This is a genomic window from Microbacterium sp. TNHR37B (assembly GCF_001620065.1).
Lineage (GTDB): Bacteria > Actinomycetota > Actinomycetes > Actinomycetales > Microbacteriaceae > Microbacterium.
In genome coordinates, this window is sequence record NZ_LQGV01000001.1 from 1,383,710 (window position 1) to 1,399,922 (window position 16,213).

Annotated in this window: 12 protein-coding genes and 1 pseudogene; 3 read left to right on the forward strand and 10 right to left on the reverse strand. The window is 70.2% G+C overall.

The genetic code is table 11. From position 1 onward, the window contains the following. Nucleotides 1-80: 80 nt before the first annotated feature. The 3 genes from AVP41_RS06635 to sigJ form a co-directional block, all read right to left on the reverse strand. Nucleotides 81-1,553, reverse strand: coding sequence for a malate:quinone oxidoreductase (locus AVP41_RS06635; protein WP_067162304.1), 1,473 nt, complete (start codon nucleotides 1,551-1,553; stop codon nucleotides 81-83). A 28-nt stretch (nucleotides 1,554-1,581) separates the two neighbouring features. Next, nucleotides 1,582-2,652, reverse strand: a complete 1,071-nt coding sequence (locus tag AVP41_RS06640) for an aspartate-semialdehyde dehydrogenase (RefSeq protein WP_067162306.1) — start codon at nucleotides 2,650-2,652, stop codon at nucleotides 1,582-1,584. A gap of 160 nt (nucleotides 2,653-2,812) precedes the next feature. Beyond that, nucleotides 2,813-3,742, reverse strand: coding sequence for an RNA polymerase sigma factor SigJ (gene sigJ, locus AVP41_RS06645; RefSeq protein WP_082829050.1), 930 nt, complete (start codon nucleotides 3,740-3,742; stop codon nucleotides 2,813-2,815). A 91-nt stretch (nucleotides 3,743-3,833) separates the two neighbouring features. Between sigJ and AVP41_RS06650 the strand changes: the two genes are divergently transcribed. Continuing rightward, nucleotides 3,834-4,601: an SDR family oxidoreductase gene (locus tag AVP41_RS06650; protein ID WP_067162871.1), complete on the forward strand. Its 768-nt coding sequence runs from the start codon at nucleotides 3,834-3,836 to the stop codon at nucleotides 4,599-4,601. Here the strand turns inward: AVP41_RS06650 and thrC are convergent. Together thrC and AVP41_RS06660 are read right to left on the reverse strand one after the other, a co-directional pair. Further along, nucleotides 4,576-5,976 (reverse strand): threonine synthase, encoded by a 1,401-nt coding sequence (thrC, locus tag AVP41_RS06655; protein WP_067162308.1) that lies wholly within the window; start codon nucleotides 5,974-5,976, stop codon nucleotides 4,576-4,578. The two genes, AVP41_RS06650 and thrC, sit on opposite strands and share 26 nt — an antisense overlap. A gap of 32 nt (nucleotides 5,977-6,008) precedes the next feature. After that, on the reverse strand, nucleotides 6,009-7,304 hold the full coding sequence (locus AVP41_RS06660) for an aspartate kinase (protein WP_067162310.1): 1,296 nt from the start codon (nucleotides 7,302-7,304) through the stop codon (nucleotides 6,009-6,011). Between the two features lie 134 nt (nucleotides 7,305-7,438). Between AVP41_RS06660 and AVP41_RS06665 the strand changes: the two genes are divergently transcribed. Further along, nucleotides 7,439-7,840, forward strand: a complete 402-nt coding sequence (locus tag AVP41_RS06665; protein ID WP_067162313.1) for a DMP19 family protein — start codon at nucleotides 7,439-7,441, stop codon at nucleotides 7,838-7,840. 36 nt (nucleotides 7,841-7,876) lie between these two features. Here the strand turns inward: AVP41_RS06665 and AVP41_RS06670 are convergent, their stop codons facing one another. From AVP41_RS06670 to AVP41_RS06680, 3 genes are read right to left on the reverse strand one after another with little or no spacing between them, the layout of a single operon-like run. Then, the gene (locus AVP41_RS06670; protein WP_067162315.1) at nucleotides 7,877-8,803 is read right to left on the reverse strand and encodes a DMT family transporter; all 927 of its coding nucleotides are present in this window, start codon (nucleotides 8,801-8,803) and stop codon (nucleotides 7,877-7,879) included. Continuing rightward, the gene (gene recR, locus AVP41_RS06675) at nucleotides 8,803-9,396 is read right to left on the reverse strand and encodes a recombination mediator RecR (protein WP_067162317.1); all 594 of its coding nucleotides are present in this window, start codon (nucleotides 9,394-9,396) and stop codon (nucleotides 8,803-8,805) included. Before recR ends, AVP41_RS06670 begins: the two co-directional genes overlap by 1 nt. A 14-nt stretch (nucleotides 9,397-9,410) precedes the next feature. After that, complete coding sequence (locus AVP41_RS06680) at nucleotides 9,411-11,594, reverse strand: DNA polymerase III subunit gamma and tau (protein ID WP_067162319.1); 2,184 nt, start codon at nucleotides 11,592-11,594, stop codon at nucleotides 9,411-9,413. A gap of 90 nt (nucleotides 11,595-11,684) precedes the next feature. On the opposite strand from AVP41_RS06680, the pseudogene AVP41_RS06685 reads away from it, so the two are divergent. Next, nucleotides 11,685-12,783: pseudogene (locus AVP41_RS06685) on the forward strand (NAD(P)-binding domain-containing protein). An 18-nt stretch (nucleotides 12,784-12,801) separates the two neighbouring features. Here the strand turns inward: AVP41_RS06685 and AVP41_RS06690 are convergent. Next, entirely contained in the window at nucleotides 12,802-15,357 is a 2,556-nt protein-coding gene (locus AVP41_RS06690; protein WP_067162321.1) for a glycoside hydrolase family 65 protein, read from the reverse strand. 90 nt (nucleotides 15,358-15,447) lie between these two features. Next, entirely contained in the window at nucleotides 15,448-16,179 is a 732-nt protein-coding gene (locus AVP41_RS06695; RefSeq protein ID WP_067162323.1) for an HAD family hydrolase, read from the reverse strand. Between the last annotated feature and the right edge of the window lie 34 nt (nucleotides 16,180-16,213).

Genomic DNA, 16,213 nt, shown 5'->3' on the forward strand with positions numbered 1-16,213 from the left:
CGCTCCGCGTCGGGGCGAGGAGGCCGACGACCGGTCGGGGCCAGCAGGCACTAGCCGGGCGCGCGAGCGCCGGACCCTCGTCAGCGGTTGATGTGGAGCACGGCGGCCGTCTCCGTCAGAGACGCGTCTGCCGCTTCCGGTCGAGTGTTGAGGGTGTCCCCATAGCTCGGGATGAGCTCGCGCAGTGTCGGCTCCCACTCCCCCATCCGGTCGGGGAAGCACGTGCGCAACAGGTTCAGCATGATCGAGGCCGCGGTGGACGCTCCCGGCGAGGCACCCAGCAGTCCCGCGATCGATCCGTCGGCGGAGCTGACCACCTCAGTGCCGAACTGCAGCACACCGCCCTTCGCCGGATCCTTCTTCATGACCTGGGCGCGCTGACCGGCCTGGAGGAGCTCCCAGTCCTCGTCGCGCGCCGTCGGCATGAACTCGCGCAGCGAGTCCACCTTCTTGGCGTGGTTCTTCAGCAGCTCGGAGACGAGGTACTTGATGAGCCCGGGATTGTCGACGGCGACCTTCAGCATGGGCCAGAGGTTGCCCGGACGCACCTGCGCGACGATGTCGGTGATGCGCCCGTTCTTCAAGAACTTGGGGCTGAACGTCGCGAACGGACCGAACAGCAGCGATGCCTCGCCGTCGACCACGCGGGTGTCCAGGTGCGGCACCGACATCGGCGGCGCTCCCACCGAGGCCTGCGAGTACACCTTCGCCCGGTGCTGGGCGACCAGCTCCGGGTTGGACGTCTTCAGCCACTGGCCGCCGATCGGGAACACGCCGTAGCCCTTGATCTCCGGGATACCGGAGCGCTGCAGGAGCTTGATCGCCCACCCGCCGGCGCCGACGAAGACGAAGCGTGCGCGCAGGCTGCCGGGGGTCTTACCGAGCGAGTGCCGATAGGAGACCTTCCAGGTGCCGTCGGCGAGCTTCTTCAGGCCGCGAACTTCGCGATTGGTGACGACGTCGACGCCCTGCTCCGAAAGGTGCGAGAAGAGCTGGCGGGTGAGCGCGCCGAAGTCCACATCGGTGCCCGCCGGCACCCGCGTCGCGGCGAAGGGTTCGCCCTTGCGGCGCTGCTTCATCAGCAGCGGCGCCCACTGATGGATGACGCGCGAATCCTCGGAGTACTCGATCCCGGCGAACAGCGGCTGGTCCTTGAGCGCCTCGTAGCGCTTCTTGAGGTAGGCGACGTCCTTCTCTCCGCGGACGAACGTCATGTGCGGGGTCGCGTTGATGAACGTCGACGGCTCATCGAGCACGCCCCGCTCCACGAGGGAGGCCCACAGCTGGCGGCTCTGCTGGAACTGCTCGTTGATCCCGACGGCTTTGGCGGGGTCGACCGAGCCGTCGGGCGCCTCGGGCATGTAGTTGAGCTCGCAGAGGGCGGCGTGTCCCGTTCCCGCGTTGTTCCAGGCGTTCGACGACTCCTGGGCCACCTCGGACAGCCGCTCGCAGACGACGATCTTCCACTCCGGCTGCAGTTGCTTGAGGAGGGTACCGAGGGTGGCGCTCATGATGCCACCGCCGATCAGGACGACGTCGACTGGTTCACTCACGATTGTCCAGTCTAGGCCCGGGAGCGGGCTACACCGCCGTCGTGAGGCGGGCCGCGACCAGCTCCGCGATCTGCACGGCGTTCAGCGCGGCACCCTTGCGGAGGTTGTCGTTGCTGATGAACAGCACGAGCCCCTTGCCCGCCGGCGCCGACTGATCGGCGCGGATGCGGCCGACGAAGCTCGGATCCTTGCCCGCCGCCTGCAGCGGCGTCGGCACCTCCTCCAGCACCACCCCGGGCGCAGCGGCGAGGACCTCGCGTGCCCGCTCCGGCGTGAGCTCGCGGTCGAACTCGGCGTGGATGGACAGAGAGTGCCCCGTGAAGACCGGCACCCGCACGCAGGTCCCGGCGACGAGGAGGTCGGGGAGCTCGAGGATCTTGCGGCTCTCGTTGCGGAGCTTCTTCTCCTCGTCCGTCTCGTTCTCGCCGTCATCGACGAGGTTGCCGGCCAGCGGGATGACGTCGAACGCGATGGGCGCCACGTACTTCTCGGGCTGCGGGAAGTCGACCGCGGAACCGTCGTGGACGAGATCCAGCGTGTGCCCTTGAGCGAGAACACCCTCGACCTGGCCCAGCAGCTCCTGCGCCCCGGCGAGACCCGATCCGGACACCGCCTGGTAGGTGCTGACGATGAGACGCGTGAGCCCGGCCTCGGCGTCGAGGGGCTTCAGGACCGGCATGGCGGCCATCGTGGTGCAGTTGGGGTTGGCGATGATCCCCTTGGGCGGGTTGACCGCCGCGTGAGGGTTGACCTCGCTGACCACGAGCGGCACCTCGGGGTCCATGCGCCACGCGCTCGAGTTGTCGATGACCACGGCACCCGCCTCGGCGAACCGGGGGGCGTGGGCCCGCGAGCCGGTGGCGCCGGCGCTGAACAGGGCGATGTCGATGCCGGACGGGTCGGCGGTCGCGACGTCCTCGACGATGATCTCGTGGCCTGCGAACTCGACGGCGGTACCGGCGCTTCGAGCTGTGGCGAACAGCCGGAGCTCGCGAATCGGGAAGTCGCGCTCGATCAGGATCTCGCGCATGACCGTCCCGACCTGGCCGGTGGCGCCCACGACGGCGACGGAGAGTCCGGATGCGGAGATGCGGGTCATGACGGTGTCCTTCGGAGGTGCGGAATCGTGCGGGGCAACGGCCCGTCGGGGCGGGTCCCGTGCACGGAGGTGGGCCGACCGTCGGAACTCGGGGAGTCGATCGGCGCAGCGTTGTGGCGATTCTACCGGCCGCAGCGAACCCCTCGCCCCGTGTTGCGGCTCACTGCCACTGACCGAGCTTGGCGGGGTTGCGCATGATCCAGACATCAGTGATCCGCTCCTCGTCGGTCACGAACGAGAGCACCGCGATCACCTCTTCCGCGACGCGGGTCACGAGGGCGACGCCGTCCCCCGTCGGTGCCGCCTCGTAGCGGGCGTCGGGCTGCTTCCGGGCGATGCCGAGGAGGAACCGGGCGACGTGATCGGCGCCGCGCACCGGCCGCGGCGCCGCCGAGACGATGCCGCCGCCGTCCGAGCGCAGCACGACGGCGGGATCGAGCACGCCGATCAGCCGCTCGAGGTCGCCCGATGCCGCCGCCTCGGCGAACGCGGCCACCAGAGCGTCGTGCCGCTCCCGCGGAACGGCGGTGCGACTGCGTTCACCGACGTGCCGGCGTGCCGAGACCGCCAGCTGCCGCGTGGCCGCCGGCGACCGGTCGAGGACGCGGGCGACCTCGGTGAAGGGAACCGCGAACACCTCATGAAGAACGAACGCCACCCGCTCGGCGGGGGTCAGGGTCTCCAGCACCACCAGGAGCGCCTGGGACACCCCCTCGTCGTCGGTGACCCGGTCCAACGGATCGGCACTGAGCCGGGCAAGGGAGGAGGTGCTCGGGACCGGCTCGGGGAGCCACTCCCCCACGTACCGCTCGCGCCGCATGCGCGCAGAGCCCAGGACGTCGAGACAGATACGGCCCGTCACCCTCATGAGCCACGCGCCGGGCGAGGCGATCTCCGCCCTCTCCGCGGCCGAGAGCCGGAACCACCGGACGAAGGCTTCCTGCACCGCGTCCTCGGCGTCCGCGACCGCGCCGAGCATCCGGAAGGCCGCGGCGCGGAGGACCGGCCCCTCGGCGTCCCACAGCAGCCGGTCATGGTCATCCGAAGGTGCGACGTGCTCCTGCCGCTGCCGATGTCCGCCACGATCCATGTCGCTCCCGTCTCCGGTCCGGATCGCCCGTCCCCCTCACATTCTGTCCCGCCGCATCGTCGATCGAGTGAACGTCGAGAAAGGACACCACATGAGAATCATCGTCGCCGGAGGAACCGGGGTCGTGGGCAGGGAGATCGTCGCGGCCGCACGGGCACGAGGGCATGAGGCGGCGGGGATGTCCCGCGCCACCGGGGCGGATCTGCAGACGGGGGAAGGCGTGGCCTCCGCACTGCGCGACGCCGAGGTCGTCATCGACGCCGTCAGCGTCGCCACGATGGACGCGGAGACGTCCACCCGGTTCTTCCGGCGCAGTACCCAGACGCTGATCGACGCCGCTCGTCGCGGGGGCGTGCGGCACATCGTCGCGCTCTCGATCGTGGGCGTGGATCGAAACCCGCACGGCTACTACGCCGGCAAAGTGGCACAGGAGGAGGCGTACCAGGCCGGCGACGCGCCGTTCACGATCGTGCGGGCGACACAGTTCCACGAGTTCGCGGGACAGGTGGCGCGGCAGGCCCGCTTCGGCCCGCTCCAGCTCGCCCCTCGCGCCCGCGTGCAGCCCGTCGCGGCGCGCGCGGTGGCCGAGCACCTGGTCACCGTGGCCGAGGGGGCCGCCCGCGGTCGGACCAGCGACATCGCCGGCCCGCGGGAAGAGGAACTGTCCGCGATGATCCGCGCATGGCGACGCCACCGGGGCGAGCGGGGTCCGGTGCTCACCGTGAGCCTGCCCGGTGCGCAGATGCGGGGCATGAGGCAGGGCCTCGCCCTCCCCGACGCGGACGCGCGAGTGCTGGGCCCGTCGTTCGAGGACTGGCTGTCCGCTCAGCCGATCAATGCAGGGCGCGCTGGGCGATGAAGGCGCGGAGTGCCTCGGCGTCGTCGGGGAGATCGACGACATGCTGGGGCGCGTCGAGCATCTCCCGCAGCTCCGGCGTGTAGGCCAGGTCCACCCCGATCGCCTCGTGGATCGTCTCGGCGAACTTCTCCGGCTTGGCGGTCTCCAGCACGAGCATCCTCACGCCGGGCTCGACGTAGTCGCGGGCCACGCGCACGCCATCAGCGGTGTGGGGGTCGATCACGTCTCCGGAACGCTCGTAGACGGCCCGGATGGTGCCCACACGATCGGCGTGGGTCGACGTGCCGCTGACGATGCCGAACTCGTCGGCGAAGCGCGCACGCTCCGCCGAGAAGTCGATGTACCCCTGCGCGTCGAGGTCACGCCATGCCCCGACGACCCGTTCGGGATCACGGCCCACCAGCTCGAAGATGAAGCGCTCGAGGTTCGAGGCCTTCGAGATGTCCATCGACGGGCTGGAGGTGGCGACGGTCTCGGCGGCGCTACGCGGACGATAGATCCCGGAGCGGAAGAACTCATCGAGGACGTTGTTCTCGTTGGCCGCCAACACCAGGCGACGCAGGGGAACACCCATCTGCCGGGCATAGAAACCGGAGAGGATGTTGCCGAAGTTGCCGGAGGGCACGGTGACCGAGACCTCGACGACGCCGGCGTCGGTCGCTCGCAACCAGGCCCAGACGTAGTACACGACCTGGGCCGTGATGCGGGCGAGGTTGATGGAGTTGACCGCGCCCAGGAAGTGTGCGCGCTTGAACCCGAGGTCGCCGGCGAGCTCCTTCACGAGGTTCTGGCAATCGTCGAACACGCCGCCGATGGCGATGTTGTGCACCCGCGGGTCGTCGATCGAGAACATCTGCGCCCGCTGGAAAGGACTCATTCGGCCCTGCGGTGAGAGCATGAAGACGGCGATGCGCTCCTTGCCGCGCAAGGCGTGCTCGGCCGCCGACCCGGTGTCACCCGAGGTGGCACCGAGCACGTTCATCACGGCATCGCGCTGTTCGAGCGCGTACTCGACGACCTCGCCGAGGAACTGCATGGCCATGTCCTTGAACGCGAGGGTCGGTCCTTCCGAGAGCCCCACGAGGGTGAGCTCGTCGTCGAGGCGGCGCAGCGGCACGACGGCCTCCGGGAAGCCCGCGTACGCGGCCTGCGTCATCCGCGCGAGGTCGGTGCGGGGGATGTCGGTCGCGAAGAGAGCGAGGACCTCGGTGGCCAGCTGGGGATACGTCAGCGCGCGCCACCGCTCCAGGAGATCGGCGTCGATGGTCGGCAGGGTCTCGGGGACCGCCAGTCCACCGTCGGTCGCGAGCCCCTCCAGAAGGGCCTCGCAATACGAGAGCGGCTCGGAGCCGCCGCGGGTGGAGATGTACTGCACGGGAGCTCCTCAGCTAGCTGTCGAGAGGGGGTTCAGCGGCCGGTGCCGGCATACACGACGGCCTCGGTGTCGCCGTCCAGGCCATAGGCGGTGTGCACGACGCGCGCGGCGTCGGCGAGTTCGTCACCCCGGACGACGACGGAGATGCGGATCTCCGACGTCGAGATCATCTCGATGTTGACACCGGCGGCCGACAGCGCCTCGAACAGCGTCGCGGAGACGCCGGAGTGCGCGCGCATGCCCGCTCCGACCACCGACAGCTTGCCGATCTGGTCGTCGTGGACGAGGCTCTCGAAGCCCACCTGCGGTTGCTCGTCGGCGAGGGCGCGCAACGCGGCCGACGCGTCGGCCTTCGGGAGGGTGAACGAGATGTCGGTGCGCCCGGTGGCCGCCGCCGACACGTTCTGGACGATCATGTCGACGTTGGCGCCGCTGCGCGCGACGATCTTGAAGATCTCCGCGGCCTTTCCGGGAACGTCCGGCACGCCGATCACGGTGATCTTCGCCTGGCTGAGATCGGTCGCGACTCCGGCGACGATCGGCTCTTCCATCTCTTCTCCCTCTGCGCCCTCGACTCCGGCCGGCACGGTCATCCCCGGGCCGAGGACGAACGTGCCCACCCCGGAACTGAACGTGGATCGGGCGTGGATCATCACGCCGTGCCGGCGGGCGTACTCGACGGCACGGATGTACAGGACTTTGGCGCCGTTGGCGGCGAGCTCGAGCATCTCCTCGGCGCCGATGACACTCAGCTTGCGCGCGTTGGGCACGACGCGCGGGTCGGCGGTGAAGATGCCGTCGACGTCGCTGTAGATCTCGCAGACGTCGGCATCCAACGCGGCGGCAAGAGCGACGGCGGTCGTGTCGGAGCCGCCGCGGCCGAGGGTCGTGATGTCGCGGGTGTCGCGGTTGAATCCCTGGAAGCCGGCGACGATGACGATCGCCCCCTCGTCGAGCGCCTCGCGCACCCGCACGGGGGTCACATCGACGATGCGGGCGGCACCGTGATGCGCCGTGGTGATCATGCCGGCCTGGCTGCCCGTGAACGAGCGGGCCTCGAAGCCCATGGAGTGGATCGCCATCGCCAGCAGCGCCATCGAGATGCGCTCCCCCGACGACAGCAGCATGTCGAGCTCACGCGGGGCCGGAATCGGCGCGACGGCGTGAGCGAGGTCGAGGAGCTCGTCGGTCGTGTCACCCATCGCGCTGACGGCGACCACCACGTCGTGCCCGGCGCGGCGTGCATCGACGATCCGCTTCGCGACGCGCTTGATGCTCTCGGCGTCGGCGACGGACGATCCGCCGTACTTCTGGACGATCAGCGCCACTGCACAACTCCCGGGTGAATACCGGCCTCGACGGGCACGGTCGGGGCACCGGCGGCCCCGAGGAACCATCTTAGGGAGAGCAGGATGCCGCCACGGCCATGTGACGACGTCGGGCGAACGCGTAGCGTGGACCCATGAGCGCTCACGACATCGATGCGATCTGGAACCGTGCGCTGGACCTCTCCTCCCCGGCCGACGCGGTCCGTCCCGGCGACCGCGCCCTGGTGACGGTCCTGACCTTCCACGGGCTGGCGAACAACGGCGGGCTGCTGGCGGCGGTCGACCTGCACGTCAACGACGATGTCTATCCCATCGACGCCGTGGTCAACGCGTATCGGTATCTCGGCCTCGAAGACGCCGCCGCGGCGATCGACAACGCCGAGCTGGAACTGCGCGACCTCTCCGATGACGACGAGGACCGCGAGGACGCCGCGGCACGGATCGACGAGACCTACACGCTCAGCGAGGACGACATCCGCGACGCGGTGGGCATCGCCGTCGCGCAGGACCGCGACGACTTCGCCCCCGTCGACTGACGCGTCGACGGGGCGACCCGCGCCCGGCAGGAAGACTCAGACCGGCGGAAGAGCGTCGGCCGCGAGGGGGCGGCGGCGCAGGCGCCCGCCCGTGGCCGCGAGCCAGCAACCGAGGACCACGAGCGGGAACCCCAGGACCAGTCCCGCCGAAAGCGGCTCCCCGAGCATCACCACCCCCAGCAGGATCGCCACGATCGGGTTCACATAGGTGAACAGCGGTGCCTGCACGGGGCCCACCTCCCGGATCAGGGCGAAGAAGCCGAGGAACGCGACCGCGGTGCACAGGATCCCGAGCGCGACCAGCGAGAGGGTGGAGCGGAGCGTCGGCACCTCGTGCTGCGTGAGGAGCCCGATCGGCAGGTAGACCGCGCCCACCATCAGCAGTGCCAGGGTGATCGTGCCGATCGAGGGGACGTCTTTGAGCGCGGTGGCGATGATGAACGGCGCGATCGCATAGAGGACGGCCACGAGCAGCACTTCGGCGATGGCGACCAGAGCTCGGCTGGGGTCGGCCACCGCGAGCCCGGGACCCATGACGATCACCGCGACCCCGACGAACCCGATCCCGAGGCCGACCGAGCGCCAGCGGGAGAGGACACCCCGATCACCACGGAGGAGGGCGATGAGCGCCGCGAACAGAGGAACGGTGGCCACGAGCAGCCCCGTGAGCCCGGAGGAGAGCGTCTGCTCCGCGTGACCGAGGAGGACGAACGGACCGGCCATCTCGATCGCCCCGAACGCGAGCACCCACGGCCACGCCCGGAGCGCGGGGCCGAGCGCGCGCCGATGGAGGGCCAAGGGCAAGAGGACGAGCGCTCCCAGGAGTGTGCGGCCCGCGACGATCGCGGGCGGCGAGTAGGAGTCGACGGCCTCTTTGATGAACAGGTAGGGGATGCCCCACAGCAGCGCCATGGCGCCGTAGAGCAGCCATCCCCGCACGGACACCGCGGACGCGGAGCCCATCACACGCTGCGACGGCCCTCGAAGGCGCGGCCGAGGGTGACCTCGTCGGCGTACTCGAGGTCGCCGCCGACAGGGAGCCCCGACGCCAGGCGAGTCACGCGGATCTCGAGGGTGTGCAGCAGTCTGCTGAGGTAGGTGGAGGTCGCCTCGCCCTCGAGGTTCGGATTGGTGGCGAGGATCACTTCCTGCACCGTGCCGTCGGCCAGCCGCTGCATGAGCTGGGCGATCCGCAGGTCGTCGGGACCGATGCCCGCGATCGGGCTGATCGCTCCACCGAGGACGTGGTACAGCCCGCGGAACTCTCGGGTGCGCTCGATGGCGGAGACGTCCTTGGCGTCTTCGACGACACAGATCAAGGTCTGGTCGCGGCGCGGGTCTCGACAGATCGCGCACCGCTCCTGCTCGGAGACGTTGCCGCAGATCTCGCAGAAGCGCACGCGCTCGCGGAGCTCGCCGAGCAGTTGCGAGAGCCGCGAGACATCGAAGGTGGGCGTCTGCAGGATGTGGAACGCGATGCGCTGCGCCGACTTGGGCCCGATCCCGGGCAGTCGACCGAACTCGTCGATCAGGTCTTGGACGATGCCGTCGTACATGAATGCTCCGCCCGTCAGTTGAACCTGGTCGGGGGCGTGTAGGGCTCTTCACGCACGAACGTCGCTCCGAGCATCTGCCGCACGACGGCTTCGCCGACGCGTTCGATGCCCCCCGAACGCGGCGCTCGCGGGGGCGCCGGTCGTTCGATCGTCACCGGAGCGCGCGGGGGCAGCGGCGCATCCGCGCGGGTGGGAGGAGGCAGTTCCTCTTCCTCTTCGGCCGTGAGCGGCGCCTCGTCCGCGAGAACGTCGCCCTCGCGTGGGGGGGCCAGTGTGCGCACCGCCGCCGGGGCAGCCGTCGAGGCCTCCTCCGGTTCGTCGTCGACGGCGAGCATCGATGCGGAGGGGGAGGAGTCCTGAGGGTCGGTCGGGATCGGCGCGACCGCCCATTCCGTCACGGGCGCGGCAGCCGAGGCATGCACGCCCGACCGCGGTGCCGGACCCGGGCGATGCGAGGAAGCGGGTGCCGGGCCTGCCGAGGTGGCACTGCCGCCGCGCGGCGGTGATCCGCCGGAGGAAGCCGGAGCCGCTCCCGCCGGTCCCCCCGTGGCCCCGTCGCCCGCGGAGGGGGGAGCATCAGGGGCGGGTGAACCCCCAGGGCCGGAGCCACCGGATTCGGGAGGCGCCGGTTCGTGACGAGCCACGTACTTCACGCGCACGCCCAACACCGCGAGGATCGCTCCACGGAGGTCTTCGGACGGCCCCTTGCCGCCGGCGAGCTTCTTGAACGCGGCGAGATCGGCGGCGCGTTCGAAGACGAGGGTGAGCACATCGTCGGCATACGCGACAGGACGGGCACCCGACGCCAGCATCCACGACGAGCGGCTGATCGGTTCGAGCTGGGCGAGGACCTGCGGCCACGCGGCCAGCACATCCGTGAGCAACAGCGGGCCTCGCGGCGCCGGAGCCCCGGACGATCCGGCAGCCGCCGTCGGAGCGGAAGCGGTGGCCGCCGTTCCCGTCTCTGCAGGAGCCGCCGTCGCCGGGGCTGCGGGGACCGCCGGCGCGGAGACCGCCGGCGCGGAGACCGGGGACGCCGGGGCAGGAGAGGCGGCCTCCGGGACAGGCGCGGCGGCGGGCGCGACCGAGGCGGCGGGCTGACCGTGCGCGAGGACGCGGGCGACGAGCAGCTCGAGCTGCAAGCGCGGAGACGTGGCACCGGACATGTCGTCGAGTGCGGCCACGACGATGTCGGCGATCCGCGAGAGGCGCTCGGTGCCGAAGGCCGCCGCTTGGGCCCCCATGCGTTCGAGCTCGTCAACCGGGACACCGCGGAGAACGGCGGAGGCACCCGCACCGGTCGCCGAGACGATGATCAGGTCGCGGAGACGCTCGAGGAGATCGTCGACGAACCGGCGGGGGTCCTGCCCGGTCTGGACCACCCGGTCGACCGCGCCGAAGGCAGCCCCCGCATCGTGGGCGGCGAAGGCGTCGACGACCTCGTCGAGAAGCTCACCGTGCGTGTAGCCGAGCAGGGCCACGGCGCGCGCGTAGCCGACCGCCCCGTCGTCGGAACCGGCGATGAGCTGGTCGAGGAGCGAGAGCGTGTCGCGCGGAGAGCCACCGCCTGCACGCACGACCAGCGGAAGCACCCCCGGCTCGACCGTGACGTTCTCGGCCGTGCACAGCTGCTCGACGTACTCCAGCATCGCCGCCGGCGCCACGAGACGGAACGGATAGTGGTGCGTGCGGGAGCGGATGGTGCCGATCACCTTCTCGGGCTCGGTGGTGGCGAAGATGAACTTGACGTGCGCGGGCGGCTCCTCGACGAGCTTGAGCAGGGCGTTGAAGCCCTGCGCCGTCACCATGTGCGCCTCGTCGAGGATGAAGATCTTGAACCGGTCGCGCGCGGGGGCGAAGACGGCACGCTCGCGGAGATCACGCGCGTCGTCGACGCCGTTGTGGGACGCGGCATCGATCTCGACGACGTCGAGCGAGCCCCCGCCCCCGCGGCTGAGCTCGACGCAGCTGTCGCACGTTCCGCACGGGGTGTCGGTGGGACCCGCGGCGCAGTTGAGACACCGGGCGAGGATGCGGGCCGACGTGGTCTTTCCGCAGCCGCGAGGACCGGAGAAGAGGTACGCGTGGCCGACGCGATCGCCGCGCAGAGCCGTCATGAGCGGGTCGGTGACCTGTGACTGCCCGATCATCTCGCCGAAGGTCTCTGGCCGGTAGCGGCGATACAGGGCGGTGGTCACCCCAACAGACTACGGCGTACCGGCGACATCGTGCCGGGGACCGCGAGCCGGGGAGGGAAGAACCCGACAGACCACGACGTTGGGGATGGCGTGTCGGGGGAAGAGGTCGAGGTCGTCGTCATCGGCGCGGGGCAAGCCGGCCTCTCGGCGGCCTACCACCTCCGCCGTCGCGGCTTCGTCCCCCAGGGAGAGGACGCCCCGCCCGGAACGCCCCGGTTCGTCGTGCTCGACGCCGAGCGCTCCCCCCGGCGGTGCATGGCAGCACCGCTGGCCCTCGCTGCGGATGGCGACCGTCAACGGCATCCATGAGCTCCCCGGAGCGGCGGTTCCGCCGGCCGACCCGCGTGCGCCGAGCCGCGAGGTGCTTCCCGCGTACTTCAGGGACTACGAGGAGCGCTTCTCTCTCCGCGTGCGCCGCCCCGTGCGCGTGACGGCGGTGCGACGCGCCGACGACGATCCACACGGCCGGCTCCGTGTCGAGAGCGACCGCGGGGTGTGGGCCGGACGATTCGTCATCAACGCCACCGGCACCTGGCGCCGACCGTTCTGGCCGCATTACCCCGGGCAGGAACTCTTCCGGGGGCGACAGCTGCACGTGCACGACTACCGGTCGGCCGACGAGTTCGTCGGGGCCCGCGTCGTCATCGTCGGTGCCGGAGTGTCGGCCGTCCAGCTGCTCGAGGAGATCTCCCGCGTCGCGGACACCTTCTGGGTGACGCGGAGGGAGGTCGTGTGGGATGCGACCGAGTTCGACACCGCCGCCCGCATCACCGCGATCGCCGGAGTCGAGGACCGGGTGCGCCAGGGCCTTCCGCCGGGGAGCGTCATCTCGGTGACGGGCCAGCATTGGACACCGTGGGCGGACGCGGCGCGCGACCGCGGCGTGCTCGTCCGCCACCCGATGTTCGTCTCGATCGAACAGGACGGGGTACGCATGCCCGACGGCTCGTTCGAGCCGGCCGACGTCATCCTGTGGGCCACCGGGTTCCGCGCCGACATCGCTCACCTCTCCCCGCTGGGACTGCGCACCCCGGCGGGAGGCCTCCGGGTCGCGCAGGGCCGTGCGATCGACGAGCCGCGGCTCTTCCTGATCGGCTACGGCCCCTCGCAATCGACGGTGGGAGCCAACCGCGCGGGGCGCGACGCCGTGCGCGCGATCCTCGCCGCACGCACGGCGCTCACGGAGTGAGCGGACCGGCAGACCCGGTCAGGAGTCGACGCCGAGATTGCCGTGCTCGGCGGGGTGCCCGGCGACGACGTTGGCTCCCGTGATCACGGGAATCGTGGACGTGTTCGTCGAGATGGGCACCGAGGCCGAGATCATGGATCCGTCCTCGCGCAACTGCTCGCCGATGTCGCCCAGGGTCGGACGCCCGGGCCGGACGGGGCCCTGCCCGTCGAGCGGCACCACGACCGTCTCACCCCCGGCGACCGCGTAGCCCTTCCCGCGGACCTCGAACGACACCGACTCTCCGGGCCCCGCCACGACCGTGAGGGCATCGGCGGTGACGGTGATCTTCAGCTCCGTGCCGTGCCAGTGCAGCGTGTACGACAACGAAGGCCAGTCAGCGGGAAGACGCGGATCGAACGACAGGTCGCCGAAGTGATCGCGCATGCCTCCGAAGCCCGACACCAGCGCGGTCCACACCCCGCCGGCGGAGGCCACGTGCACGCCGTCGGCGGCATTGTGATGCAGATCGCCGAGGTCGACGAAGATCGACTCGTTGAAGTACTCCAGGGCGAGATCCTGATAGCCCACCTCGGCCGCAAGGATCGACTGCACGACCGCCGACAGGGTGGAGTCGCCCGTGGTCAGCGGGTCGTAGTACTCGAAGTCGGCGAGCTTCTCCGCGTCGGTGAAGTGATTGCCCTGCAGGAACAGGGCCAGCACGACGTCGGCCTGCTTGAGCACCTGGTACCGGTAGATCACGAGCGGGTGGAAGTGCAGCAGGAGCGGTCGCTGCTCCGCGGGGGTGTTCTCGAGGTCCCAGACCTCGCGCTCGAGGAAGACGGCGTCTTGCGGATGGATCCCCAGCGCTTCGCTGTACGGGATGTGCATGGCCTCGGCGGCGGCGTCCCAGCGATCGGGTTCGCTCGGGTCGAGACCGAGACGGTCGACCATGCGCGCGTACTCGGCCGGGGCGGTCTCTGCCATCTCCTGCACGACGCGCGCCGCGAAGCGCAGGTTGTAGCGCGCCATCACGTTGGTGAAGAGGTTGTCGTTGACCACGGTCGTGTACTCGTCGGGACCGGTGACTCCGTGGATGTGGAACACCTCCGGCTCGCCGACCTCGTTGTAGCGCCAGAAACCGAGGGTGGTCCACAGCCGGGCGGTCTCCACCGCGATGTCGACGCCCTCACGGTGGAGGAACTCGTCGTCACCGGTCGCCCGGACATACTTGCCGAGGGCGAAGCTGACGTCGGCGTTGATGTGATACTGCGCGGTGCCGGCGGCGTAATACGCCGACGCTTCCTCGCCGTTGATGGTCCGCCACGGGAAGAGGGCGCCCGCCTCGTTCAGCTGCCCGGCACGCTTCCGCGCCGACGGCAGCATGAGATACCGCATCCGCAGGGCGTTACGCGCCCAGAGCGGGGTCGTGTACATCAGGAAGGGCAGGACGTAGATCTCGGTGTCCCAGAAGTAGTGGCCGCTGTAGCCCGAGCCGGAGACCCCCTTGGCGGGCACGCCCTGACCGTCTGCGCGGGCGGCGGCCTGGGCCAGCTGCCACAGGCACCAGCGGGTCGCCTGCTGCAGGTCGTCGTGGCCCTCGATCACGACGTCGGAACGCCGCCAGAACCCTTCGCACCACTCCGCCTGCCGGTCGAACTGGACCTGCACCCCTTCCGAGGCCACGCGGTCGAGGCTGCGACGCCCGCGATCGACGAGCTCGCGAGCCGGCACACCGCGGGACGTGTGATAGCTCACGAGCTTGGTCACGGTGACGGGCACGCCGGCCTTGGCCTGCACGCGGAAGACGTTCTTGGCGATGTCGGGCTCGGTGAGCATGCGCGCCGAGTACTCGTTCTCGGTCTCGATCACGTGGTCGGCCACGACGGCGATCGTCATGCCGGAGGAGGTCACGCGGTACGACAGCGCGGAGCGCAGACCGTCGTGCCAGTACTCCTCGGGCTGCAGGACGCGCTCGTCGATCTTCTCGGCCTTGCGCGGGTCGAACGCGGCGGTGGCGGCCTTGCCCGTCTTGGGGGCTCCGCCCCCGTACACGTCCTGGCCGTCCTGCCGATTGATGATCTGACAGCTGATCGTGACCGGCGCGTCGGCGTTGAGCACCGTGACGGTCACCTTCATGACGGCGAGGTGCTTCTCCTCGAACGAGACGATGCGCTCGAAGTCGACGACGACGTCCTTGCCGCTCGGCGTCACCCACCGCACGTGGCGGCTGAGGACCCCGGTGCGGAAGTCGAGCGAGCGCTCGTACTCCCGCACGTCCGCGACGTCGAAGGACAGCGGCTCGTCGTCGACGTAGACGCGCATGACCTTGGCATCGGGCGCGTTGATGATCGTCTGTCCGACCTCGGCGAACCCGTAGGCCTGCTCGGCGTGACGGATCGGGAAGATCTCGTGGAACCCGTTCACGAAAGTGCCGTGCTCGTGCGCGTGGCGGCCCTCGGGCTGGTTGCCACGCAGGCCGAGATAGCCATTGCCCTGGGCGAAGAGGGTCTCGGTGACGCCGACGTCGTCGATGGAGAAGCTGCTCTCGACGAGACGCCACGGGTCGACGGGGAAACGATCGCGGTCGATCATGTGACTCCTCCGGTGTGAAACGAGGGTGGGTGAAAGAGGTGAGTGCGGTGCGGTGTGGGACGGTGGAGCAGCCCGGGCGGGCGCTGCTGCTCAGGAGAGGAAGGCCGACAGGTCGTCGACGACGATGGTCGCTCCCGAGGCGAGGAGGGTCTCGGCCCCCACGCCCCGGTCGACGCCCACGACGAGAGCGAAGCCGGCGGCGGCAGCAGACTGCACGCCGGAGTGGGCGTCTTCGACCGCGGCGCTGCGCGCCGGGTCGACTCCGAGCAGACGTGCCCCTTCGGCGAACACGTCGGGAGCGGGCTTGGACGGGAGGTTCTCGCGCTCGGCGATCACGCCGTCCATCACGACGGGGAACAGGTCGCGGATGCCGGCGACCTGCAGCACCTCCTCCGCGTTCTTGGAGCTGGAGACGACGGCCACGGGGACGCCCGCCGCGCGCAGGTGGTTCACGAGGGCGAGCGACCCGGGGTAGGGCGCGATGCCCTCCGTCCGCAGGACGCGTGAGAACACCTCGTTCTTGCGGTTGCCGATGCCGCACACGGTGTCGGCGGTCGGCGGGTCGGACGGGTCACCCCACGGCACCTCCACGTCGCGCGAGCGCAGCAGGCTCGCCACGCCGTCGTAGCGCTTCTTCCCGTCGAGGTACTCGAAGTAGTCGCGCTCCGTGTAGGCGGGGGTGATCCCCCACGCGGTGAACAGATCGGTGAACATCGTCGCCCACGCGTGCATGTGCACGTCGGCGGTCGGGGTCAAGACCCCGTCGAGGTCGAAGAGCACGCCGTCGAACGTCGTCAGATCCGGGAGCGATGCGGCTGTCACCCGTCCAGCGTAATGGCCCACACCCGCGCGAGCG